Source organism: Caulobacter sp. CCUG 60055 (genome assembly GCF_022750545.1).
Taxonomy (GTDB): domain Bacteria; phylum Pseudomonadota; class Alphaproteobacteria; order Caulobacterales; family Caulobacteraceae; genus PUIC01.
Genome location: NZ_PUIC01000004.1, coordinates 103,671 through 123,423 on the forward strand (window position 1 = coordinate 103,671; position 19,753 = coordinate 123,423).

Below are 19,753 nucleotides of genomic sequence, written 5' to 3' on the forward strand. Positions count from 1 at the left end.
ATGAACCGCAACCGTCTGATCGCCTGGGGCGCAGCCGCCTTCTTCGGCTTCGTCGTCGCCGCCAACACCTTCTTCGTCGTCGACCAGCGCAAGCAGGCCATCGTCGTCCGCTTCGGCGAGCCCGTGCGCCTGATCAACGCCCTCAACGAGAACGATCCCGGCCTGAAGCTGAAGACGCCGTTCCTGGAGAACGTCATCCTGCTCGACAAGCGCAGCCAGGCGCTGGAGGCCGACCAGGAGGAGATCATCGCCGCCGACCAGGAGCGGCTGGTGGTCGACGCCTTCATCCGTTACCGCATCAACGACCCGCTGCTGTTCTACCGCACCCTGCGCGACGACCGCACCGCCGCCGACCGCATCGAGCGGCTGGTCAATTCGTCGCTGCGGCAGGTGCTGGGCTCGGCCGACGCCAACCAGATCGTCTCCGGCTCGCGCGCCGCGCTGATGGAGAAGACCCTGGCCGACGTGCGCGCGCGCGCCCAGACCTCGAAGCTCGGCATCCAGGTCATCGACGTGCGCATCAAGCGCGCCGACCTGCCGGCCGCCAACCAGCAGGCGGTGTTCCGCCGCATGCAGACCGCCCTGCAGCAGCAGGCCACCCAGACCCGCGCCATCGGCGAACAGCAGAAGCGCGAGATCATGGCCGGCGCCGACAAGGAAGTGGCCGTCACCCTGGCCTCGGCCACCGAGGAGGCCGAGCGCACCCGGGGCGAGGGCGACGCCAAGCGGGCCGAGATCTTCGCCCAGAGCTTCGGCCGCGACCCCGGCTTCGCCGCCTTCTACCGGTCGATGAAGGCCTATGAGAGCGCGCTGGGCCAGGGCGACACCACCATGATCCTGTCGCCCGACAGCGCCTTCTTCCGCTATTTCCAGAAAGGTCCGGGGGCGAAGTGACGCCCCCGGGGAGCGGGGAGCGGCCGCCCGGCGGCCGTCCCCCGGTTCCCGCCTAGCCCGCCTTGCGCGCGCGCGGGCTCGCTCCCGTCCACCGCTTGAAGGCGCGCGAGAACGAACTGGGGTCGGAAAAGCCGACCAGATAGGCGGTCTCGTTCACCGACACCTTGCGTCCTTCCAGGTAACGCAGCGCCATGCGACGACGCAGGTCGTCGACCAGGGCCTCGTAGCCGATCCCCTCGTCCTTCAGCCGGCGGTAAAGCGACTGGCGGCTGAGCCCGAGCTGGCGCGCCGCCTCGCCCATGCCCAGGTCGCCCTTGTGCAGCACCGGCAGCAGCAGGTTCTCGACCCGGCCGCGCATGGAGCCGGCGCTCTCCAGGTCCCGCAGCAGCGTCTCCGCGTGGCGGACCAGCACCCCGAAGGCGTAGCGGCTGGGATTGTGCAGTTCGATGTCCAGCCAGGACGGATCGATCAGGATGGCGTTGCGGTCGCTGGCGAACACCACCGGGACCTGCATCACCCGCTCGTACTCGGCGGCGTAGGCCGGGGCGGCGTGGGTGACGTGCACCGCCCTGGCGAAGGGCGCCTCGGGGAAATGGCGGCGGGTCTCGGCGATGAAGCGCGTCCAGGTCGCCTCGGTCAGTTCGGGGAAGCTGTCCGGGTCGGCGCGCATGTCCTGCAGCCACAGGCCGTCGCCCCCGGCGGGGACGATCTGGAACCGCCCGCCCGCCGTCGGCAGGTCGACCTCGGCCACCAGCCGCCCGAAACGGTTCAGCTCGGCCAGGGCCTCGCCCATGGTCGGCGCGGCGTAGCAGATCAGGCCGACCACCGAGAACTCGCGAAGGTCCTGCGCCGCCCCCAGGTGCAGGGCCAGGGCCGGTTCGGCGCACAGCGTCTTGGCCGCATGCATCAGGTCCATGTACCGCGCCCACGGGATGCGGTCGTCCGGATCGGCCAGATCGGCCGGCCCCAGGCCCGACCGCTCGGCCAGGGCCGCCGGATCGGCGCCCCGCGACACCGCGAACTGCATCAGGTTGCGGGCGTAGCCCGCCGAAACCGTAGAGGCCGCCATGCCGTCGTCCTTCTGGAGCCCAAAGCCCGAATTCTGATCTGCGCCGTCATGGGACGCGGGTCACCGCGGAAATAGCATCGCGGCTCAAGGCTTGTGGAGACCGCAAACATCGTGACCGCTCTGGCTGAACGTCCGGCGACCCGTTTCACCGCGGACGACGCGCTGAAGGCGTCGGCGTCATTCTGGTACGCGACCGCCCTGATCGGGCAGGTCGCCTTCGCCCTCTATGTCGTCGCCTTCTACGGCCAGGCGGCCGCGCACGGGCGGTTCGAGAACTGGAACCATGTGCTGGTCGGCGGCTATGTGCGCGGCGGCGCGATCGGTAACGGGGCCCTGGCCGCGCACCTGCTGCTGGCGGTGCTGGTCACGCTGGGCGGGCTGCTGCAGTTGCCGTCGCGACTGCGCGCCCGGCTGCCGGCCCTGCACCGATGGAACGGGCGGCTCTATCTGTCGCTGGCGGCGATCGCCACCCTGACCGGCCTCTTCGCGGTGTGGACGCGCGGCACGGCCGGCGGGCCGCTCATGCGCGTGGGCATCAGCCTCAACGGCGTCCTGCTGATCGGCGCGGCCTGGCTGGCGTGGCGGTTCGCGGCGGCGCGGCGCTTCGACCTCCATCGCCGCTGGGCGCTGCGGGCCTTCGTCCTGGTCAGCGGCGTGTGGTTCTTCCGCGTCGGCCTGATGGCCTGGATGCTGATCAACCAAGGACCGGCGGGGGTGGGCGACGATTTCGACGGCCCGTTCGTCCGCTTCTGGGCGTTCGGCTGCTACCTCGTCCCGCTGGCCGTGCTCGAACTCTACCTGCGGGCCGGCGAGCGCACGGCGCCGAAACCGGCCAAGGCCGCCATGGCCGTCGCCCTGACGGCCTCGACCCTGGTCATGGGCGCGGGCGTCGCCGGGGCGGCCTTCGGCATGTGGCTGCCTCACCTGGGCGGCCGCTGACCGCGCGGCGGCTAGGCGCGCAGCAGGCGCAGCACCTCGTGCAGGCTCTCGGCGATGTGCACGCACTTGGCGTGCATCTCCTCGGTGGGATCGAGCAGGTCGGGCACCATCACCGTCATCATGCCGGCGGCGTGGGCGGCGCGCACGCCGTTGTGCGAATCCTCCAGCGCCAGGCAGCGGACGGGATCGACGCCCAGGGCGGCGGCGGCCTTGAGGAAGGGCTCCGGGTCCGGCTTGCCGCGAACGACGTCGTCGCCGGTGATCAAAAGGTCGAACCGCTCCAGCACCTCGGCCTGGCCCAGGTGGGCCACCGCCGACCGGCGGCCGCTGGAGGTCGCCACGGCGCGCGGCAGGCCCAGGCCGTCGAGATGGTCGAGAACCTCGACGACCCCCGCCTTCAGCGTCATCTCCTCGGCGATCAGGGCGTCGGCGTCGGCGCGCACCACGTCGAGAAAGGCGGGGACCGGAAAGTCGGCCCCGAAGTTCGCGGCCAGGGCGGCGCGGATGGCGGTTCCGGGCAGGCCGGTCAGGCCGCGCACGAAGGCGTCGTCGATCTCGACCGCGAAGGCCGGCCCGGCGCGCATCAAGGCGATGCGATAGAGGCCCTCGGTGTCGAGCAGCAGGCCGTCCATGTCGAAGACCACGGCGGCGATCGGCCGGGGAAACGCCATCAGGCCGCGAACTCCGAAGCGGCGTAGCCCTGGAAGTAGAGCAGGGCTGTCAGGTCGGCGTGGTCGACCTTGGCGTCAGCCTCGGCGGCCACCACCGGCTTGGCGCGGTAGGCGACCCCCAGGCCGGCGGCGCCGATCATCGCCAGGTCGTTGGCGCCGTCGCCCACGGCCAGGGTCTCCTCCAGGCCGATCCCGGCCTCGGCGGCCGCCTCGGCCAGGGCGGCCAGCTTGGCCTCGCGGCCGAGGATCGGGTCGGCGACCTCGCCGGTCAGCGCGCCGCCGGCCTCGATCAGGGTGTTGGCGCGAAAGACCTGGAAGCCGGCCGCCTCGGCCACGCGGCCGGCGAAGAAGGTGAAGCCGCCCGAGACCAGCCAGCACCGCGCCCCGTGCGCGGCCATGGTCCGCGCCAGGGTCCGCGCCCCCGGATTGAGGCGCACACGCTGGTCGTAGCAGAGCTGGAGATCGGCGGTCGGCAGCCCCTTGAGCATCGCCACCCGCTCGCGCAGGGCGCTTTCAAAGTCGATCTCGCCGCGCATGGCCCGCTCGGTGATGGCCGAGATTTCGGCCTTCTTGCCGGCGAAGTCGGCCAGTTCGTCGATGCACTCGACGCTGATGATGGTCGAATCCATGTCGGCGATCAGCAGGCGCTTGCGACGGCCCTCCCAGGCCTGGACGCAGACATCGACCGGCCGGCCCTGGAGGGCCGCCTCGGCGGCGGCGCGCACCGGCTCGACCGCCTCGGCCTCGGCCACCAGATCGACGGCCCCGGCGCCGAGCGGCTTCGGCTCGCCCACGCGGACGCCGATACGGCCGAGGGCCGGAGCGACGGCGGCCACCGCGCCGGCGGCGGCGCTAGGATCGGGACTGACGAGGGTGACGGCGAGAAGCATGGCGCGGGGTTAGCCCGCAATGACGCGTGCGATCAACTGCTCATCCCCGCGCCGGCCGACAGACCGGCTTTATTCCTGCACGGCGCCGCGAGGTTGGCTAAAACCGTCCGGCGCCGCCAACCCGCCGGCCCATGGACCCGACACCCTTGAACGCACCCACCGTCCTTCTCATCGCCGGCCCCACCGCCAGCGGCAAGTCCGCCCTGGCGCTGCGGGCGGCCGAGGCCGTGGACGGCGAGATCGTCGGGGCCGACGCCTTGCAGATCTATCGCGACCTGCCGCTGCTGTCGGCCCAGCCCTCGGCCGGGGAGCTGGCCCGCGTCCCGCACCATCTGGTCGGGACTGTCGACGGCGCCGACGGCTGGTCGGTCGGCCGCTGGCTGACGGCGGCGACCGCCGCCCTGGCCGACATCGCCGCCCGCGGCCGCCCGGCCGTGGTGGTCGGCGGCACCGGGCTCTATTTCCGCGCCCTCACCCAGGGGCTGGCCGAGATCCCGGCCGTGCCGCCCGAGGCGCGCGAAGAGGCGGCCCGCACCTTCGACCTGCTGGGCGAAGACGCCTTTCGCGCCGCCCTCGCCGACCGCGACCCGGCGGCGGCGGCCCGCATCGCGCCCGGAGACCGCCAGAGGCTGTCGCGCGCCTTCGAGGTGGCCCTGGCCACCGGCCGGGCCCTCAGCGACTGGCAGGCCGACGCCGCCCCGCCGCCCCTTCCCGCCGGCGCCTGGCGGGCCGTGGCGCTCGATCCGCCCCGTCAGGCGCTCTACGCCCGCTGCGACGCCCGGCTGGAGGCGATGCTGGCCCAAGGCGTGTTGGACGAGGTGCGCGCCCTGGTCGCGCGCGGGCTCGACCCCGCCCTCCCGGTGATGAAGGCGGTCGGCGTGCGCGAGTTCGCCGCCCATCTCGCCGGCGCGCTCGCCCTCGACGAGGCCCTGTCCCTCGCCCAGCAGGAAACCCGCCGCTACGCCAAGCGGCAGGCCACCTGGCTGCGCAACCAGACCCCGGACTGGCCCCGCGTCGCCGGCCTCGATCCCGAGGCGCAATGGAGGCAGTTTTTTGCGCTGAACCCCGGCTTGACCCGCCATGCCTAGCGTGGCATGAACTTCAGCGTGGATTTGGAGCAAAACTCGTGCGCACATTCCTGATCGTACTTAGGAAGCGGCCGTCAGCGGCGTGACACCCGTCACGACGTCGCCGGTCGCGCGCGCCAAGGCCCCTCGAGGGCCTTTTTTCTTGCCCTGAACATCCCCGCCAGCCCCCAAAGCCGATAGTCCCATGACCGCTCACCAGACCATCCAAGCCGACGCCGCCAGCAAGACCCGCATCATGACCGGCGCCGAGATCGTGGTGCAGGCGCTCGTCGACCAGGGCGTCGACACGCTGTTCGGCTATCCGGGCGGGGCGGTGCTGCCGATCTACGACGCCCTGTTCCACCAGCCCAAGCTGAACCACGTGCTGGTCCGCCACGAGCAGGGCGCGACCCACGCCGCCGAGGGCTACGCCCGTTCGACCGGCAAGCCCGGCGTGGTCCTGGTCACCTCGGGCCCCGGCGCGACCAACGCCGTCACCGGCATCGTCGACGCGCTGATGGACTCGATCCCGATGGTGGTCATCACCGGCCAGGTGCCGACGCACCTGATCGGCTCGGACGCCTTCCAGGAAGCCGACACCGTCGGCATCACCCGCCCCTGCACCAAGCACAACTACCTGGTGAAGCGGGCCGAGGACCTGCCGCGGATCATCCACGAGGCCTTCCACATCGCCACCTCCGGCCGCCCCGGCCCGGTGGTCATCGACATCCCCAAGGACGTCCAGTTCGCCCAGGCGCCCTATCAGGGCCCGGACGAGGTGCGCCACGCCCACGCCTATGCGCCGCAGACCAAGGGCGACCCGGCCCGGATCGCCGAGGCGGTCGAGCTGATCGCCCGCGCCAAGCGGCCGATCTTCTACACCGGCGGCGGGATCATAAACGCCGGGCCGCGCGCCAGCGAGCTGCTGCGCGAGTTCGCCGCCCTGACCGGGGCGCCGGTGACCTCGACCCTGATGGGCCTAGGCGCCTTCCCGGCCGCCGATCCGGCCTGGCTGGGCATGGTCGGCATGCACGGCACGTTCGAAGCCAACAACGCCATGCACGACTGCGACGTCATGGTCTGCCTGGGCGCGCGGTTCGACGACCGCGTCACCGGCCGCCTCGACGCCTTCTCGCCGGGCTCGAAGAAGATCCACGTCGACATCGACCCTTCGTCGATCAACAAGAATGTTCGCGTCGAGGTGGGCATAATCGGCGACTGCGCCTCGGTGCTGGAGGACATGCTGGCGGCCTGGAAGGGACGTGGGCATCAGCCGAACCGCGCGGCCCTATCGGTCTGGTGGGGCCAGATCGACGACTGGCGCGCGCGCCAGTGCCTGCGCTACCGCGCCTCGGACGAGGTCATCAAGCCGCAGCAGGCCATCGAACGGCTGTACGCCCTGAGCAAGGACCGCGACGTCTACGTCACCACCGAGGTCGGCCAGCACCAGATGTGGGCCGCCCAGTTCTTCCGCTTCGAGGAGCCGAACCGCTGGATGACTTCGGGCGGCCTGGGCACCATGGGCTACGGCCTGCCGGCGGCCATCGGCGTGCAGCTCGCCCACCCCGACGCCCTGGTCGTCGACATCGCCGGCGAGGCCTCGATCCAGATGTGCATCCAGGAGCTGTCGACGGCGGTCCAGTACGGCCTGCCGGTCAAGATCTTCATCCTGAACAACGAATGGATGGGCATGGTCCGCCAGTGGCAGCAGCTGCTGCACGGCGAGCGCTACAGCCACTCCTATTCCTCCAGCCTGCCCGACTTCGTGAAGCTGGCCGAGGCCTATGGCTGCAAGGGCCTGCGCGCCGAGCGGCCCGAAGAGCTGGACGCCAGGATCCGCGAAATGCTCGACTACGACGGGCCCGTGGTGTTCGACTGCCGCGTCGAGAAGGCCGAGAACTGCCTGCCGATGATCCCGTCGGGCAAGGCCCACAACGAGATGATCCTGGCCGAGGAGGTCGAGGACATCGGTTCGGTGATTGACGAGGCGGGACGGAAGCTGGTTTGACGTCGCCCATGCCCACAGATCAACCCGGCTCCGCCTACGACCTGTCCCACGCGGACCAGACCGAACATCGCGCCACCTACGCCGTGATCGTCGACAACGAGCCCGGCGTGCTGCACCGCGTGGTCGGCCTGTTCTCGGCGCGCGGCTACAACATCGAGAGCCTGACGGTCGCCGAGACCGACGAGCGCCTGCACGCCAGCCGCATCACCGTGGTCACCTCGGGCACCACCGAGATCCTGGCCCAGATCCGCGCCCAGCTGGAGAAGATGGTCTGCGTGCGCGACGTGCACGACGTCGGCCGCGACCCCCTGGGCGTCGAGCGCGAACTGGCCCTGGTCAAGGTGCGCGGCGCCGGCGCCGACCGCGTCGAGGCCCTGCGCGTGGCCGAGATCTTCCGCGCCAAGGTGATCGACACCACGCTCGAGAGCTTCATCTTCGAGGTTTCGGGGGCGCCGTCCAAGATCGACAAGTTCGTCGACCTGATGGAGCCGCTGGGTCTGGTCGAGGTGGCGCGCACCGGGGTGCTGTCGATCGGCCGGGGCGCCGAGCGCCACGTCAAGGGGCTCTGAAGGGGCTCCGGGGCCGCCCGCGATCGCGCGCCGCGCCGCATGGGCGGCGATTTCGCTCCCCTCCCCGCTCCGGTCGGCGCAGTCTGGCCGGCGGGAGCCTTCAACCGGGGAGCTGAAACCATGAAATCGACGCCGCTGGTCCTGACCGCGCTGGCGGCCGGGACGGTCCTGTCCGGCTGCGTGATGATCGACGCCAAGGGGCCCGACCGCGCCGTGGTCTCAATCGACATCCACGACCGTTCCGCCGCCACCGCCGACGCCGTGCGCGAAGCCGACCTCGCCTTCGCCCGCCGGGCCCAGGAGGCCGGCATGGCCCAGGCCTTCCGTGAATACATGGACGCGGAGGACGGTTTGGTCTTCGGCGGCCCCAAGCCGCTGAAAGGGGCCGAGGCGGTCTACCGGGCGTTCGGCGGCGACGCCCCGCCGAAGGTCAGCCTGGAGTGGGCGACGACCAGCGCCTGGGGTTCGCGCGGCGGCGACATGGGCGTGACCACCGGCGACTGGAAGCGCACTCCCGTCGACAAGACCAAGCCGATCATGACCGGCCGCTACGTCACCGTCTGGCGCAAGGACGCCCAGGGCCGCTGGAAGGGCCTGATCGACATCGGCGAGGTCGACGACAAGCCGCAGGCCAACGCCGTCAACCGGCCGTAGGAACGCTCGCCCCGTCATCCCGGACCGCGGGGCGATCCGGGAAACGGCGGCGCGGCCTCAGTCCTCCAGCAGCTTGAGACGGAAGAACAGAGCGCCGATCACCCCGCCGACGGCGGGGGCGACGATGAACAGCCACAGCTGCTGCAGCGCCAGCCCCTGGGCCAGCACCGCCGGGCCGAAGCTGCGCGCCGGGTTGACCGAAACGCCGGTGACCTGGATGCCGACGATGTGGATCACCGCCAGGGTGATGCCGATGGCCAGCCCCGCGAACGCGCCGTTGGCCTTGGGCCCGGTCGAGCCCAGGATGACGATCACGAACAGGGCCGTGGCCACCACCTCGAAGATCACGGCCGGCGTCAGGCCGAAGCCGCCGGGCGAGCCGGCGCCCCAGCCGTTCTGGCCCAGATGGGCGGTTCCGCCGGCGATGGCCGCCAGGATCGCCGCCCCGGCCAGGGCGCCGAGGAACTGGGCCGCCCAGTAGAGCAGCATCTCGGCGGCGGTCATCCGCCCCGCGACGAAAGCCCCCAGGCTCACCGCCGGATTGACGTGGCATCCCGACACCGGGCCGATCCCGTAGGCCATGGCGACGATGGCGAAGCCGAAGGCCAGGGCGATGCCCAGCTGGCCGACGTGGTCGAAGCCGCCCAAGACCGCCGCGCCGCAGCCGAAAAGCACCAAGGTCAGGGTGCCGATGAATTCGGCGATGAACTTCTTCATGGCGTAGTCCCTCTCTGACGATCCCCCACGCGCCGGCCGCCTGGGCGCCGGGCCAGGAATCAACCGACGGTAACTCAGTTCGTCGAGTCGCGTTATCAAGAAAGGCCCCGCTCTTTATCGCGAACCCGAACCGCCCTATATTGAGTTCGTCCGGTCGCACCGGACTATGGAGATAAACGCGCACGCAATAAGCGGACTGGACCCGGGTGCGATTCCCGGCGGCTCCACCAAACCACTTCCGGGTTATCGCCGGGAAGCATGGGGCCGATCAGCATCGACAGACGTGTAAAGGTGTTGCTTTCTCTCGGCCTGACCCACCGTTCCGGGTCTTAATCTAAATGCGAACGATAACTTCGCTGAAGAGTTCGCCCTGGCCGCGTAATGCGGTCCGAGTGATCTCGACCTTAAAGTCCTAGGGGTTCAGATCCCTAGGCGGGGCTCGGGGGCGCCTGGCAACAGAAGCCCCCACTTTCCCCGTCGCGTCCGCACGCTCGCCCCCCGCACCTTCCGCCGCCGCGAAAAATGATCGCGCCCCGCCTCGCGGCGTCTTTGCGGCGACCGCCCCAGAGGCTAACCTCCGCGGGTTTTCTAATCCCAGTGAAAAAGGTCCCGACACTCCGCATGGCACAAGAACAGCCGCCCGAGGACCTGATGCACTACGAGGCCATGGCGCAGGACGCGCTGCGTGGCGTCGTCAAGGCCGCGCTCAAACGCGCCGCCTCCGAGGGGATTCCCGGCGATCACCACTTCTACATCACCTTCCGCACCGGCGCCCCGGGCGTCTCCGGCCCGCCGGAGCTCCTGTCCAAGTATCCGGACGAGATGACCATCGTCCTGCAGCACCAGTACTGGGACCTGACCCCCGGCGACACCTTCTTCTCGGTGCTGCTCAAGTTCGGCGGCCAGCCCAAGAAGCTGTCGGTTCCCTACGCCGCCCTGACCCGCTTCTACGACCCCAGCGTCCAGTTCCTGCTGCAGTTCGACGCCCCCGAGATCGACCTCGAGGAGATCGACGAGGACGACGCGTCCGACGACGAGGCCGCGGCCGCGGCCGCGCCGGCCTCCGGCGGCGGCGATGACCAGCCCAAGGTGGTCTCGCTCGACCAGTTCCGGAAAAAATAGGTGTCCGACATCGCCTCCGACGACGTCCAGGCGCTGACCGACGAGGCCATCCTCGCGCGGTTCCACGCCTCGAAGAGCGCGCCGTCGGGCTCGCGGACCCTCGGCTTTCACATGGTGCGCGTCAGCCAGGCCGACCGCGAGGTCGAGGTGGCTTTCGACGCCCGCGCCGACCTCCTGTGCAACCCGATGGGCCAGATCCAGGGCGGCTACCTGTGCGCCATGCTCGACGAATGCATGTCGGTGGCCGGCATGGTCGCTTCGGGCATGACCAGCGTCATGCCCACCCTGGAGATGAAGACCAGCTTCCTGCGCCCGGCCCTGCCGGGATCGCTGCGCGGCGTCGGCCGCATCGTCAAGTGGGGCAAGACCGTCGCCTTCGCCGAGGGCGAGCTCTACGACCCGGAAGGGCGGCTGCTGGCCAAGGCCAGCGCCACCGCCCTGCCGACCCCGTTCAAGCGGTACAAGTCCTAGGGGCGGCCGATGCGCTGGGGAGCGGCCCTGCTGCTGGCGTTCGCTCTGGTCCTCGTCGCGGGCCGCCCGCAGCCCGCCCGCGCCGCGCCCGGCCCGTTCTCCGACTGGGCGGCGATCATCGTCGCCGGCGACTGGCGGGCGCATTCGGGCAAGCCGTCCGAAGTGTTCGACAACGGCCGCCGCGACCTGGCGCGCGCCTTCGTCAAGGCCGGCTTCTCGCCAGACAACCTGACGCAGTTCTCGGTGCGGCCGGAACGCTATCCCGACACCCGTCCCCAGCACGCCACGCCCCGCCGGATCGCCGAGCAGCTTTTCGACCTCGCCGGCCGCGCCCGCGGCGGCTGCCTGGTCTATTTCACCTCGCACGGCTCGCCTGACGGCGTGGTGGTGAACGACGGCCTGCTCACCCCGGCCGGCGTGGCGCGGCTGGTCGACGACACCTGCGGCGAACGTCCGACGGTGGTGGTGATATCGGCCTGCTTCTCGGGGGTGTTCGTCGAGCCCCTGGCCCGGCCCGACCGCATGATCCTGACCGCCGCCAGGGCCGACCGCGCCTCGTTCGGCTGCGGCGAGCAGGATCGCTACACCTATTTCGACGCCTGCGTGCTGGAGAGCCTGCCCAAGGTCCAGAACTTCGCCGCCCTGGCGCCGGCGGTGCGGGCCTGCGTGGCCAAGCGCGAACATGACCTGGACGCCGACCCGCCGTCCGAACCTCAGGTCTATGTCGGCGCCGAACTGAGGCCGGTCCTGCCGTTCCTGCTCTTCGCCCGGCCCGACCCGCCGGCCGCCGACCGCCGGGCCGGCGGCTAGGAGGGGCGTTGCGCGTCTTCGTCACGGGCGCTTCGGGCTTCGTCGGGGGCGGCGTGGCCCGCGGCCTGGTCGCCGCCGGCGCCGACGTGCTGGCCATGTCGCGCGGCCACGACGCCGACGCCGCCATCGCCCTCGCCGGGGCCGAGCCGGTGCGCTCGTCGCTGGAGCATGTGGTCCCCGCCGATCTCGGCGGCGCCGAGGCCGTGGTCCACTGCGCCGCCTACGTCCAGCCATGGGGCCCGCCGGAGGCCTATTGGCGGGCCAATGTCGAAGGAACCCGCCACATCCTCGACGCCGCCCGCGCCGCCGGCGTCCGCCGCTTCGTCCATATCGGCGCCGAGGCGGCGCTGTTCCACGGCCAGCCGATGTGCGACGTCGACGAAAGCGCGCCCCTGGCCCTGAACTCGCCCTACCCCTACGCCCGCAGCAAGGCCCACGCCGAGCGAATGGTGCTGCAAGCCGACGACCACGCCTTCTCCACCCTGGCCCTGCGGCCGCGCCTGGTCTGGGGACCGGGCGACCGCACCGTGCTGGCGGCCGTTCGCGACATGGCCGAGCGCGGCGCCTTCGCCTGGGTCGACGGCGGCCGGGCCCTGACCTCGACCTGCCACGTCGAGAACCTGGCGCACGGCGTCGCCCTGGCCCTGGAGCGGGGGGCCGAGGGCGAGGCCTATTTCCTCACCGACGGCCCGCCGGTGCGGATGCGGGATTTCCTGACCGCCTATTTGGCCGCCGCCGGGGTCGACCTGTCGCGCGCGCCGTCCATCCCCGGCTGGGCGGCGCGCGGCGCGGCCCTGGCGCTGGAGACCGCCTGGCGGGCGTTGGACCTCAAGGGCGCGCCGCCAGTCACCCGCCTCGCCGCCGCCATGGCCTCGCGCGAATGCACCGTCTCCGACGCCAAGGCCCGGGCCCGCCTGGGCTATCGCCCGGTGCTCAGCCGCGAGGAGGGCCTCGCCAACCTCGCCGACCGGGAGATGCTGGTCCGCTGAGCCCCCAAAGGCGCCGCAACGGCGCCCTCGCGCGGCGAAATGTCCCGCCGCCGCGCCTTCGCGTCGCATTTTCTTCGCGCGAACGACCTCCCCTTCGCCGGAAAACGCTCTAGAAGCAGAATATCGTTGTTCGGGGGAGCGCCGTCGCCATGCGCCTGTTCGTCAAAGCCGCCCTTCCGGCCGTCGCCCTGACGGCCCTGATCGTCGCGGCGGCGCAGGCCCAGGACACAGCCCCGACGCCGCCCGCCGCGCCGCCGGCCGCCCAGCCCGCCACCCCGCCCGCGCCGGCCCCGGCCGGCGAGGCCAATCCCCGCGGGCCGATCCCCTATTCCGCCCTGCGCCCGCACAGGCCCGCCGCGCCCAAGACTGTGGCTGTCACTCCGCCCAGGCCGGCGATCGCCGTCGCGCCCGCCACGCAGGGCTCCGCGCCGCCGCCGGTGGCGCCGGTCCAGCGCCCCTACGCCCGCCTCGCCCCCGGGACCGCCATCCCCGCCGCCGAGCTGGAGGCGTTCGTCGACGGGGCGGTGCGCGACGCCATGGCCGCCGACCACATCGCCGGCGTCACCGTCTCGGTGGTGCAGAACGGCCAGGTGGTCCTTAAGAAAGGCTACGGCTTCGCCAGCGCCTCGCCGGCCCGGGCGGTCGATCCCGACCGCAGCCTGTTCCGCATCGGCTCGATCTCGAAGACCTTCACCTGGATCGCCCTGATGAAGGAGGTCGAGGCCGGACGCATCCGCCTGGAGGCGCCGCTGAACCTCTATCTGCCCGAGCCGCTGCAGGTGAAGGACCAGGGCTTCAAGCGGCCGGTGCAGGTGCGCGACCTGCCGACCCACTCGGCCGGGTTCGAAGATCGGGCCCTGGGCCAGCTGTTCGAGCAGAACCCCGGCCGCGTCAGGCCGCTGAGCGTCTATCTGCGCCAGGAACGCCCCCGCCGCGTGCGCGAGGCGGGCAGCCTGCCCACCTATTCCAATTATGGCGCGGCCCTGGCCGGCGCCGCCGTCGCTTATGTGACCAACAAGCCGTTCGAAACCATCGTCGAGACCGAGATCACCGGCCCGCTGAACATGGGCCGCACCACCTTCCGCGAGCCCTACACCCGCCGCGAGGGCCTGCCCGATCCGATGGCGTCGGCGCTGCGCCCCGACATCGCCGAGGGCTTCCACTGGACCGGCGCCGTCTTCCAGCCGCGCGCCTACGAATACATCAGCCAGATCGCCCCGGCCGGCGCCGCCTCGTCGACCGCCGCCGACATGGCCCGCTACATGATGATGATCCTGGCCGGCGGAACGCTGGACGGCGCGACCGTCTACGGCCCGCAGACCGCCCACGGCTTCCGCGCCACGCTGCAGCGCGCCGCGCCCGGCGTGAACGGCTGGGACGACGGCTTCATGGAGTTCGCCCTGCCTGGCGGCTTCCGCGGCCAGGGCCATGGCGGCGCCACCCTGTCGTTCATGTCGAACATGGTGACGATCCCGGAGCTGAACCTTGGGGTCTTCATCTCGACCAACACCGACACCGGCGGCAAGCTTGTGCGCCGCCTGCCCGAGCAGATCGTCGGCCGCTTCTACGCCGCCCCGGCCGACCTGCCGGGCGGCGGCTCGCAGAGCCTGGCCCAGAACGCGGCGGCCTACGCCGGGACCTATCTGAGCACGCGCCGCGCCTATCATGGCCTGGAGAAGTTCACCGCCCTGTTCCAAAGCGTGGCCCAGGTCAGCGTCACGCCCGACGGCAAGCTGGTCACCCGGTCCGGCGGCGCGGCCCAGACCTGGCTGCTGGAGACCGCCGACGAGCAGTACGCCCGCTTCCAGCAGGCCGACGGCCCGGGGACCCTGGTGTTCCAGATGCGGGACGGCCGCGCCGTGCGCTGGTTCGCTCCCTGGGGCGGCGAGGCGTTCGAGCGGCTGGGCTGGTGGCGGCTGCCCGTCACCCTGTCGCTGCTGGCGGGCCTGACCGCCCTGGCCTCGTTCGGCGCCCTGGGCGGTCTGTTCTCTCGCGGGCGGCGCGACGCGCGCCAGACCAACGTGCAGGCCCGCACCAACCTGATGCAGGTCTCGTCGGCCGTGCTGTGGCTGGTGTCGATGGGCGGTTTCGCGGCCTGGTCCGGCCAGTCGGCCGACGTCGCGGCGGTGTTCTATTCCTGGCCCGGGCCGCTGGTGCTGCTGTCCTCGGCCTGCGCCCTGGTCGCGGCGCTGCTGACGGCGTTCACCGTGCTGCTGTTGCCGGCCATCTGGCGCGGCGGCCGGCGGCTGGACAGCTGGACGATCGGCCGCAAGCTGGGCTTCACCGCCACCACGGCGATCTACGCCGCCTTCTCCGCGGCCTTGCTGATGTGGGGCGTGCTGGAGCCCTGGAGCTAGTCAGAGCCCGGCGGCGATCCGCAGCTCGCCGGTGCGGCGCACGCGGATCGATATCCGTTCGCGCTCGCCCGGCCGCCGCTCGACCAGCAGGCGCGAGACCTGGGCGTCGTCGTGGAAGGCGTAGCCCTTGATGGCGTCGAGCAGGGCCTTGGCCAGGTTGTCGAGATCGAGCCAAGGCGGGTCGCCGACATAGTCCATGGCGATCTCGACCGAGAACTCGCCCCAGGCCGGGCGCGCGCCGCGCCATTCCTTGCGGAAGAACTCGTAGATCAGCGGCTTGTAGTACTTGGCCTGGGTGGTCAGGCCGTCGACGACGATCTCCAGCACGCCGCCGCCCTCGCGCGCGCGCACCTTGCCATGTCCGGTCCAGCTCGTGTCCATGGCGCTCAAATAACCTGTCGGCGCTTTGCAGTCTCGTCGCGCGCCGCTAAACCCAGCCCCAGTTTTTCCGCCGGGACCCGATCATGACCAAGACGCGCACCGAAACCGACACCTTCGGCCCGATCGAAGTGGACGCCAGCCGCTATTGGGGCGCGCAGTGCCAGCGCAGCCTGGGCAACTTCAAGATCGGCTGGGAGAAGCAGCCCAAGCCGGTGGTGCGCGCCCTGGGGATCGTCAAGAAGGCCGCCGCCCAGACCAACACCGCCCTCGGCCGTCTCGACCCCAAGCTGGCGGAGACCATCGAGGCCGCCGCCCAGGAAGTGATCGACGGCAAGCTGGACGACCACTTCCCGCTGGTGGTCTGGCAGACCGGCTCGGGCACCCAGTCGAACATGAACGCCAACGAAGTGATCTCGAACCGCGCCATCGAGATGCTGGGCGGCGAGATGGGCTCCAAGAAGCCCGTCCACCCCAACGACCACGTCAATATGAGCCAGTCGTCAAACGACACCTATCCGACGGCCATGCACGTGGCCGCCGCCGAACAGGTGGTTCACGACCTGATCCCGGCCCTGCAGCACCTGCACGCCGCCCTCGACGCCAAGGCCAAGGCCTGGGCCCACATCATCAAGATCGGCCGCACCCACACCCAGGACGCCACGCCCCTGACCCTGGGCCAGGAGTTCTCGGGCTACGCCCAGCAGGTCGCCAACGGCCTCAAGCGCATCGAGATGACCCTGCCGATGCTGATGGAGCTGGCCCAGGGCGGCACCGCCGTCGGCACCGGCCTGAACGCCCCGGTCGGCTTCGCCGAGCAGGTGGCCGAGCGCATCGCCACCATCACCGGCCTGCCGTTCACCAGCGCGCCGAACAAGTTCGAGGCCCTGGCCGCCCACGACGCCATGGTCTTCACCCACGGCGCGATCAACACCGTGGCCACCAGCCTGTTCAAGATCGCCAACGACATCCGCTTCCTGGGCTCGGGCCCGCGTTCGGGCCTGGGCGAGCTGTCGCTGCCGGAGAACGAGCCCGGCTCGTCGATCATGCCGGGCAAGGTCAACCCGACCCAGTGCGAAGCCCTGACCATGGTCTGCGCCCAGGTGTTCGGCAACCAGACCACCATGACCGTCGCCGGCGCCTCGGGCCACTTCGAGCTGAACGTGTTCAACCCGGTGATGGCCTACAACTTCCTGCAGTCGGTGCGCCTGCTGGCCGACGCGGCGATCAGCTTCACCGACAACTGCGTCGTCGGCATCGAGCCGCGCGAGGACAACATCAAGGCGGCGCTGGAGCGCTCGCTGATGCTGGTCACGGCCCTGGCCCCCAAGATCGGCTACGACGCCGCCGCCAAGATCGCCAAGACCGCCCACAAGAACGGCACCACCCTGCGCGAGGAAGCCGTCGGCGGCGGCTACGTCACCAACGAGGAGTTCGACGAGGTCGTCCGCCCCGAGAACATGATCTCGCCGGGCTGAGCGATCCGCGCTAGGCTGCCCGTTGGAGACACGCCATGGGCAAGGCCGAGCTGAAGATTGAGATCGACGAAGCGCTGCTGGAGCAAGCTCGAGCGGCGCACATCGATCCGGCGACCGTCTTTGAACGGGCGCTGAGGGAGCGGCTGGCGCAACATGCGCCGGTCCAACGCGCCCGCGAATGGGCGGCCGCCAACGCCGAGGCGATCCGGGACCATCAAGACCGGATCGCCGTCCATGGCGTTTTTGGCGACGATCTGCGGACCTGGTGATTGCGTCAGTTTGACGTCTGCGAGAACCCTTCGCCGCGCTCGCGCGCCTATGCGCCGTTCGTCGTGATCCTGCAGTCGCACCTGCTCGACGCAGCGCCGACCTGCGTCGTCGCTCCGCTGCTGAACGCCGAAGGCCGACGAGCCTATACGGAGGTCAGCGCCGAGGTCGTGTTTCAAGAGAAGGCCTATATCGTATCCATCGCCGAACTCGCCGCCATAGAGCGGCGCCTGCTCGACGGGCCGGTCGGAAGCCTGCTCGCCTTCGAGGACGGGATTCGACGCGCGATGGATCGGTTGTTCACCGGCTTCTGATGATCCAGATCGTCCGCGTCATCGACGACCTGCCCGTCGACTTTCCCCGCCTGCGCGCCGAGGCGGCGGCGGAAGGCGTGCGCAACATGGACCTGCTGGCGCGGCAATGGGCCGACGGCGCCAACCGTTTCGACGGCCAAGGCGAGGCGCTGTTCGCGGCCTTTGTCGACGGCGAGCTGGCCGGGGTCGGCGGCGTCTCGGCCGAGACGGGCCTCGCGGCGATGCGCATGCGCCGCCTCTACGTCCGCCCGTCGTTTCGTCGGCGCGGCGTCGCCAGCGCCCTGGCCGCCGCCATGATCCAGCAAGGCCTGCAGGGCGCGCGCCTGCTGACGGTCAACGCCGCGGCGTCCCTCGCCGCGCCGCCGTTCTGGGAGGCGTTGGGCTTTCGCCGTTCAGGACGCGCCGGCGTCACGCACCAGCTTGAAGGCTAGTGCTTGGCGCCCCACTCGGACTTGGCGTCCGCGGTGCTCTTGTTGAGATGCACGCCCTGCTGGTCGACATGGTCCACCCAGCTCAGCGGAATGAAATGATGCCGCAGGCCGGCGCCGAAATCGAACTTGGTCAATTCGATCTCCGAGCCCTTCACGTGGTCGACCCGGCCGACATGATGGCCGTCCGAGCCGACAACTTCCATGTGTTCGCGGATTTCCGAGGCGTTGATCATTGGTCTGGCTCCCTGGGAAGCGGCGAGGCCGCATCGCAGGGACAACCCGCCGCCGGCGGCGAAGGTTTCCCAGCGCCTATTTGTCGACCACCATCTTGCCCACCGGGGCCAGGGCGACGCCGGCGAGCTGGAAGTCCTTCATGGCGAACGGCAGGCCGATGATCGTCACCGCCTCGCACAGGCCGATGACGACGTGGGCGAGCGCCAGGTACCAGCCGCCGAAGATGAACCAGATCACGTTGAGCAGGCAGCCGACCGAGCCCTGGCCCAGGTCGGCGGGGTCGGCCGGGCGATCGACGATCTCCTTGCCGAACGGCCAGAAGGCGAAACCCGCCACCCGCCAGGCGGCCTTGGCGTAGGGCAGGCCGACGATGGTCACGGCGAGCACCAGTCCGCCGAAGAGCCAGGCGAGGCCGGTGGCGAAGCCCCCGAAAATGAACCAGAGGATGTTGAGCAGCAGTCTCATCGGCTCCCCCAAGGATGCTGAGCGGCCGTGAAGGGAATGCCAATCGGGACCGGTTGTCGAGACGGATTTGGCCCGTTGACGAAGAAAAAAGTTGCCATATTGTTCCGTCGCTTCCAGCCCGAAGGAACGGATATGCTGACGCTCTATCACGCGCCCCGCTCGCGCTCGTCGCGGTTCATCTGGTTGCTGGAGGAGACCGGCGCGCCCTACGAGGTCGCCTATGTCGACATCGCCCGGCCCGGCGGCGCGGGCGCCCCCGACCCGGCCAACGTCCACCCCGACAAGAAGGTGCCGGCCCTGGTTCACGACGGGGTTCTGATCACCGAATCGACCGCCATCGCGCTCTACCTGGCCGACGCCTTCCCCGAAAAGGCCCTGGGACCCAAGATCGGCGATCCGCAGCGAGGGCCGTTCGTGACCTGGCTGGCCTATTACGCCGGCGTGCTGGAGCCGGTGATCATGGCCCACTTCCAGGGGCGGACCCAGACCGATCCCCTCGAGAAGCAGGCCTACGAGGCGCTGGACGCCCGCTTCAGGACGGCCCTGGAGGCCGGTCCCTATCTGCTGGGCGAGCAGTTCTCGGCCGCCGACGTCATGTTCGTCAGCCTGCTGCTGTTCGCCCGCAACGCCCTGCCGCCGCACAAGGTCTATGACGACTATGTCGCCCGCCTGACGGCGCGGCCGGCCTTCCAGCGGGCCATGGCCAAGGACTCGCCGCCGGGTTAACCTTTCCCGATGGCCGACCTCATCAACCTCAACAAGGCGCGCAAGGCCAGGACCAAGGCCGACGCCAGGCAAGCGGCGGCCGAGAACCGCGCGCGCCACGGCCGCACCAAGGCCGACAAGTCGTTGGAGGCCGCGCGGTCCGACAAGGCCGCGCGCCTGCTCGACGACGCCAAGCGCGAACCCTGATCCCGCCCGCCCCCCGGGCGGATCGATCGCCGGCCCAAGTCTTAAAC

General features: G+C 70.7%; 24 protein-coding genes and 1 other RNA gene. 18 read left to right on the forward strand and 7 right to left on the reverse strand.

The genetic code is table 11. The annotated features are described in order from the left end of the window. Nucleotides 1-894 (forward strand): protease modulator HflC, encoded by an 894-nt coding sequence (locus C5708_RS08455; RefSeq protein WP_242919912.1) that lies wholly within the window; start codon nt 1-3, stop codon nt 892-894. A gap of 52 nt (nt 895-946) precedes the next feature. On the opposite strand, the gene C5708_RS08460 is transcribed toward C5708_RS08455, so the two are convergent. Next, complete coding sequence (locus tag C5708_RS08460; RefSeq protein ID WP_242919914.1) at nt 947-1,963, reverse strand: AraC family transcriptional regulator; 1,017 nt, start codon at nt 1,961-1,963, stop codon at nt 947-949. 111 nt (nt 1,964-2,074) lie between these two features. On the opposite strand from C5708_RS08460, the gene C5708_RS08465 reads away from it, so the two are divergent. Then, nucleotides 2,075-2,902 carry a DUF2306 domain-containing protein gene (locus tag C5708_RS08465; RefSeq protein ID WP_242919916.1) on the forward strand — a complete coding sequence of 276 codons (828 nt, stop codon included), beginning with the start codon at nt 2,075-2,077 and terminating at the stop codon, nt 2,900-2,902. Between the two features lie 11 nt (nt 2,903-2,913). Here the strand turns inward: C5708_RS08465 and C5708_RS08470 are convergent, their stop codons facing one another. Next, nucleotides 2,914-3,573, reverse strand: coding sequence for an HAD family phosphatase (locus tag C5708_RS08470; RefSeq protein WP_242919923.1), 660 nt, complete (start codon nt 3,571-3,573; stop codon nt 2,914-2,916). After that, a complete protein-coding gene (gene serB, locus C5708_RS08475; protein WP_242919925.1) occupies nt 3,573-4,463 on the reverse strand; it encodes a phosphoserine phosphatase SerB in 891 nt (296 codons plus the stop codon). Before serB ends, C5708_RS08470 begins: the two co-directional genes overlap by 1 nt. A 131-nt stretch (nt 4,464-4,594) precedes the next feature. On the opposite strand from serB, the gene miaA reads away from it, so the two are divergent. The 4 genes from miaA (at nt 4,595) to C5708_RS08495 (ending at nt 8,761) form a co-directional block, all read left to right on the forward strand. Then, nucleotides 4,595-5,551, forward strand: a complete 957-nt coding sequence (miaA, locus tag C5708_RS08480; RefSeq protein ID WP_242919927.1) for a tRNA (adenosine(37)-N6)-dimethylallyltransferase MiaA — start codon at nt 4,595-4,597, stop codon at nt 5,549-5,551. 184 nt (nt 5,552-5,735) lie between these two features. Further along, a complete protein-coding gene (locus C5708_RS08485) occupies nt 5,736-7,538 on the forward strand; it encodes an acetolactate synthase 3 large subunit (protein ID WP_242919930.1) in 1,803 nt (600 codons plus the stop codon). Between the two features lie 8 nt (nt 7,539-7,546). Continuing rightward, complete coding sequence (gene ilvN, locus C5708_RS08490; RefSeq protein WP_242919938.1) at nt 7,547-8,107, forward strand: acetolactate synthase small subunit; 561 nt, start codon at nt 7,547-7,549, stop codon at nt 8,105-8,107. Between the two features lie 120 nt (nt 8,108-8,227). Beyond that, nucleotides 8,228-8,761 carry a DUF4440 domain-containing protein gene (locus tag C5708_RS08495; protein ID WP_242919940.1) on the forward strand — a complete coding sequence of 178 codons (534 nt, stop codon included), beginning with the start codon at nt 8,228-8,230 and terminating at the stop codon, nt 8,759-8,761. Between the two features lie 57 nt (nt 8,762-8,818). Here C5708_RS08495 and C5708_RS08500 read toward each other — a convergent pair whose 3' ends face one another. Beyond that, nucleotides 8,819-9,478, reverse strand: coding sequence for an aquaporin (locus C5708_RS08500; protein ID WP_242919949.1), 660 nt, complete (start codon nt 9,476-9,478; stop codon nt 8,819-8,821). A 109-nt stretch (nt 9,479-9,587) separates the two neighbouring features. Between C5708_RS08500 and ssrA the strand changes: the two genes are divergently transcribed. The 6 genes from ssrA (at nt 9,588) to C5708_RS08530 (ending at nt 15,227) form a co-directional block, all read left to right on the forward strand. Continuing rightward, nucleotides 9,588-9,948: a transfer-messenger RNA gene (gene ssrA, locus C5708_RS08505) on the forward strand. Between the two features lie 151 nt (nt 9,949-10,099). Beyond that, a complete protein-coding gene (locus C5708_RS08510) occupies nt 10,100-10,600 on the forward strand; it encodes an SspB family protein (protein ID WP_242919951.1) in 501 nt (166 codons plus the stop codon). After that, on the forward strand, nt 10,601-11,071 hold the full coding sequence (locus C5708_RS08515) for a PaaI family thioesterase (RefSeq protein WP_242919953.1): 471 nt from the start codon (nt 10,601-10,603) through the stop codon (nt 11,069-11,071). It abuts the gene before it with no gap. 9 nt (nt 11,072-11,080) lie between these two features. Then, nucleotides 11,081-11,881, forward strand: a complete 801-nt coding sequence (locus C5708_RS08520; protein WP_242919955.1) for a C13 family peptidase — start codon at nt 11,081-11,083, stop codon at nt 11,879-11,881. A gap of 8 nt (nt 11,882-11,889) precedes the next feature. Continuing rightward, nucleotides 11,890-12,870 carry an NAD-dependent epimerase/dehydratase family protein gene (locus C5708_RS08525; protein WP_242919957.1) on the forward strand — a complete coding sequence of 327 codons (981 nt, stop codon included), beginning with the start codon at nt 11,890-11,892 and terminating at the stop codon, nt 12,868-12,870. A 149-nt stretch (nt 12,871-13,019) separates the two neighbouring features. Next, entirely contained in the window at nt 13,020-15,227 is a 2,208-nt protein-coding gene (locus C5708_RS08530) for a serine hydrolase (RefSeq protein WP_242919959.1), read from the forward strand. On the opposite strand, the gene C5708_RS08535 is transcribed toward C5708_RS08530, so the two are convergent. Then, a complete protein-coding gene (locus C5708_RS08535) occupies nt 15,228-15,608 on the reverse strand; it encodes a RusA family crossover junction endodeoxyribonuclease (protein ID WP_242919961.1) in 381 nt (126 codons plus the stop codon). 83 nt (nt 15,609-15,691) lie between these two features. Here C5708_RS08535 and fumC point away from each other — a divergent pair, with 83 nt between their 5' ends. The 4 genes from fumC to C5708_RS08555 are packed head-to-tail and all read left to right on the forward strand — an operon-like array spanning nt 15,692 to nt 18,095. Beyond that, nucleotides 15,692-17,083, forward strand: coding sequence for a class II fumarate hydratase (gene fumC / locus C5708_RS08540; RefSeq protein WP_242919963.1), 1,392 nt, complete (start codon nt 15,692-15,694; stop codon nt 17,081-17,083). A 35-nt stretch (nt 17,084-17,118) separates the two neighbouring features. After that, nucleotides 17,119-17,352 carry a type II toxin-antitoxin system CcdA family antitoxin gene (locus tag C5708_RS08545; RefSeq protein ID WP_242919965.1) on the forward strand — a complete coding sequence of 78 codons (234 nt, stop codon included), beginning with the start codon at nt 17,119-17,121 and terminating at the stop codon, nt 17,350-17,352. Then, nucleotides 17,353-17,664, forward strand: coding sequence for a CcdB family protein (locus C5708_RS08550; protein WP_242919967.1), 312 nt, complete (start codon nt 17,353-17,355; stop codon nt 17,662-17,664). Then, complete coding sequence (locus C5708_RS08555; RefSeq protein ID WP_242919969.1) at nt 17,664-18,095, forward strand: GNAT family N-acetyltransferase; 432 nt, start codon at nt 17,664-17,666, stop codon at nt 18,093-18,095. The genes C5708_RS08550 and C5708_RS08555 overlap by 1 nt, the downstream gene beginning before the upstream one ends. Here C5708_RS08555 and C5708_RS08560 read toward each other — a convergent pair. Then, on the reverse strand, nt 18,092-18,328 hold the full coding sequence (locus C5708_RS08560; RefSeq protein WP_242919971.1) for a DUF2171 domain-containing protein: 237 nt from the start codon (nt 18,326-18,328) through the stop codon (nt 18,092-18,094). The two genes, C5708_RS08555 and C5708_RS08560, sit on opposite strands and share 4 nt — an antisense overlap. A 76-nt stretch (nt 18,329-18,404) precedes the next feature. After that, nucleotides 18,405-18,794, reverse strand: coding sequence for a YccF domain-containing protein (locus tag C5708_RS08565; protein WP_242919973.1), 390 nt, complete (start codon nt 18,792-18,794; stop codon nt 18,405-18,407). A 132-nt stretch (nt 18,795-18,926) separates the two neighbouring features. On the opposite strand from C5708_RS08565, the gene C5708_RS08570 reads away from it, so the two are divergent. Together C5708_RS08570 and C5708_RS08575 are read left to right on the forward strand one after the other, a co-directional pair. Then, nucleotides 18,927-19,520, forward strand: a complete 594-nt coding sequence (locus tag C5708_RS08570; RefSeq protein ID WP_242919975.1) for a glutathione S-transferase family protein — start codon at nt 18,927-18,929, stop codon at nt 19,518-19,520. Between the two features lie 9 nt (nt 19,521-19,529). Continuing rightward, entirely contained in the window at nt 19,530-19,706 is a 177-nt protein-coding gene (locus C5708_RS08575; RefSeq protein ID WP_242919977.1) for a DUF4169 family protein, read from the forward strand. Nucleotides 19,707-19,753 lie beyond the last annotated feature (47 nt).

Coding starts and splice junctions, on each gene's coding strand:
- C5708_RS08485 (WP_242919930.1), top strand. CDS start 5,736: ATGACCGCTCACCAGACCATCCAAGCCGACGCCGCCAGCAAGACCCGC.
- C5708_RS08520 (WP_242919955.1), top strand. CDS start 11,081: ATGCGCTGGGGAGCGGCCCTGCTGCTGGCGTTCGCTCTGGTCCTCGTC.
- C5708_RS08460 (WP_242919914.1), bottom strand. CDS start 1,963: ATGGCGGCCTCTACGGTTTCGGCGGGCTACGCCCGCAACCTGATGCAG.
- C5708_RS08510 (WP_242919951.1), top strand. CDS start 10,100: ATGGCACAAGAACAGCCGCCCGAGGACCTGATGCACTACGAGGCCATG.
- ilvN (WP_242919938.1), top strand. CDS start 7,547: ATGCCCACAGATCAACCCGGCTCCGCCTACGACCTGTCCCACGCGGAC.
- C5708_RS08530 (WP_242919959.1), top strand. CDS start 13,020: ATGCGCCTGTTCGTCAAAGCCGCCCTTCCGGCCGTCGCCCTGACGGCC.
- C5708_RS08555 (WP_242919969.1), top strand. CDS start 17,664: ATGATCCAGATCGTCCGCGTCATCGACGACCTGCCCGTCGACTTTCCC.
- miaA (WP_242919927.1), top strand. CDS start 4,595: ATGGACCCGACACCCTTGAACGCACCCACCGTCCTTCTCATCGCCGGC.
- C5708_RS08495 (WP_242919940.1), top strand. CDS start 8,228: ATGAAATCGACGCCGCTGGTCCTGACCGCGCTGGCGGCCGGGACGGTC.
- C5708_RS08455 (WP_242919912.1), top strand. CDS start 1: ATGAACCGCAACCGTCTGATCGCCTGGGGCGCAGCCGCCTTCTTCGGC.
- C5708_RS08565 (WP_242919973.1), bottom strand. CDS start 18,794: ATGAGACTGCTGCTCAACATCCTCTGGTTCATTTTCGGGGGCTTCGCC.
- serB (WP_242919925.1), bottom strand. CDS start 4,463: ATGCTTCTCGCCGTCACCCTCGTCAGTCCCGATCCTAGCGCCGCCGCC.
- C5708_RS08535 (WP_242919961.1), bottom strand. CDS start 15,608: ATGGACACGAGCTGGACCGGACATGGCAAGGTGCGCGCGCGCGAGGGC.
- C5708_RS08575 (WP_242919977.1), top strand. CDS start 19,530: ATGGCCGACCTCATCAACCTCAACAAGGCGCGCAAGGCCAGGACCAAG.
- C5708_RS08560 (WP_242919971.1), bottom strand. CDS start 18,328: ATGATCAACGCCTCGGAAATCCGCGAACACATGGAAGTTGTCGGCTCG.
- C5708_RS08545 (WP_242919965.1), top strand. CDS start 17,119: ATGGGCAAGGCCGAGCTGAAGATTGAGATCGACGAAGCGCTGCTGGAG.
- fumC (WP_242919963.1), top strand. CDS start 15,692: ATGACCAAGACGCGCACCGAAACCGACACCTTCGGCCCGATCGAAGTG.
- C5708_RS08570 (WP_242919975.1), top strand. CDS start 18,927: ATGCTGACGCTCTATCACGCGCCCCGCTCGCGCTCGTCGCGGTTCATC.
- C5708_RS08500 (WP_242919949.1), bottom strand. CDS start 9,478: ATGAAGAAGTTCATCGCCGAATTCATCGGCACCCTGACCTTGGTGCTT.
- C5708_RS08470 (WP_242919923.1), bottom strand. CDS start 3,573: ATGGCGTTTCCCCGGCCGATCGCCGCCGTGGTCTTCGACATGGACGGC.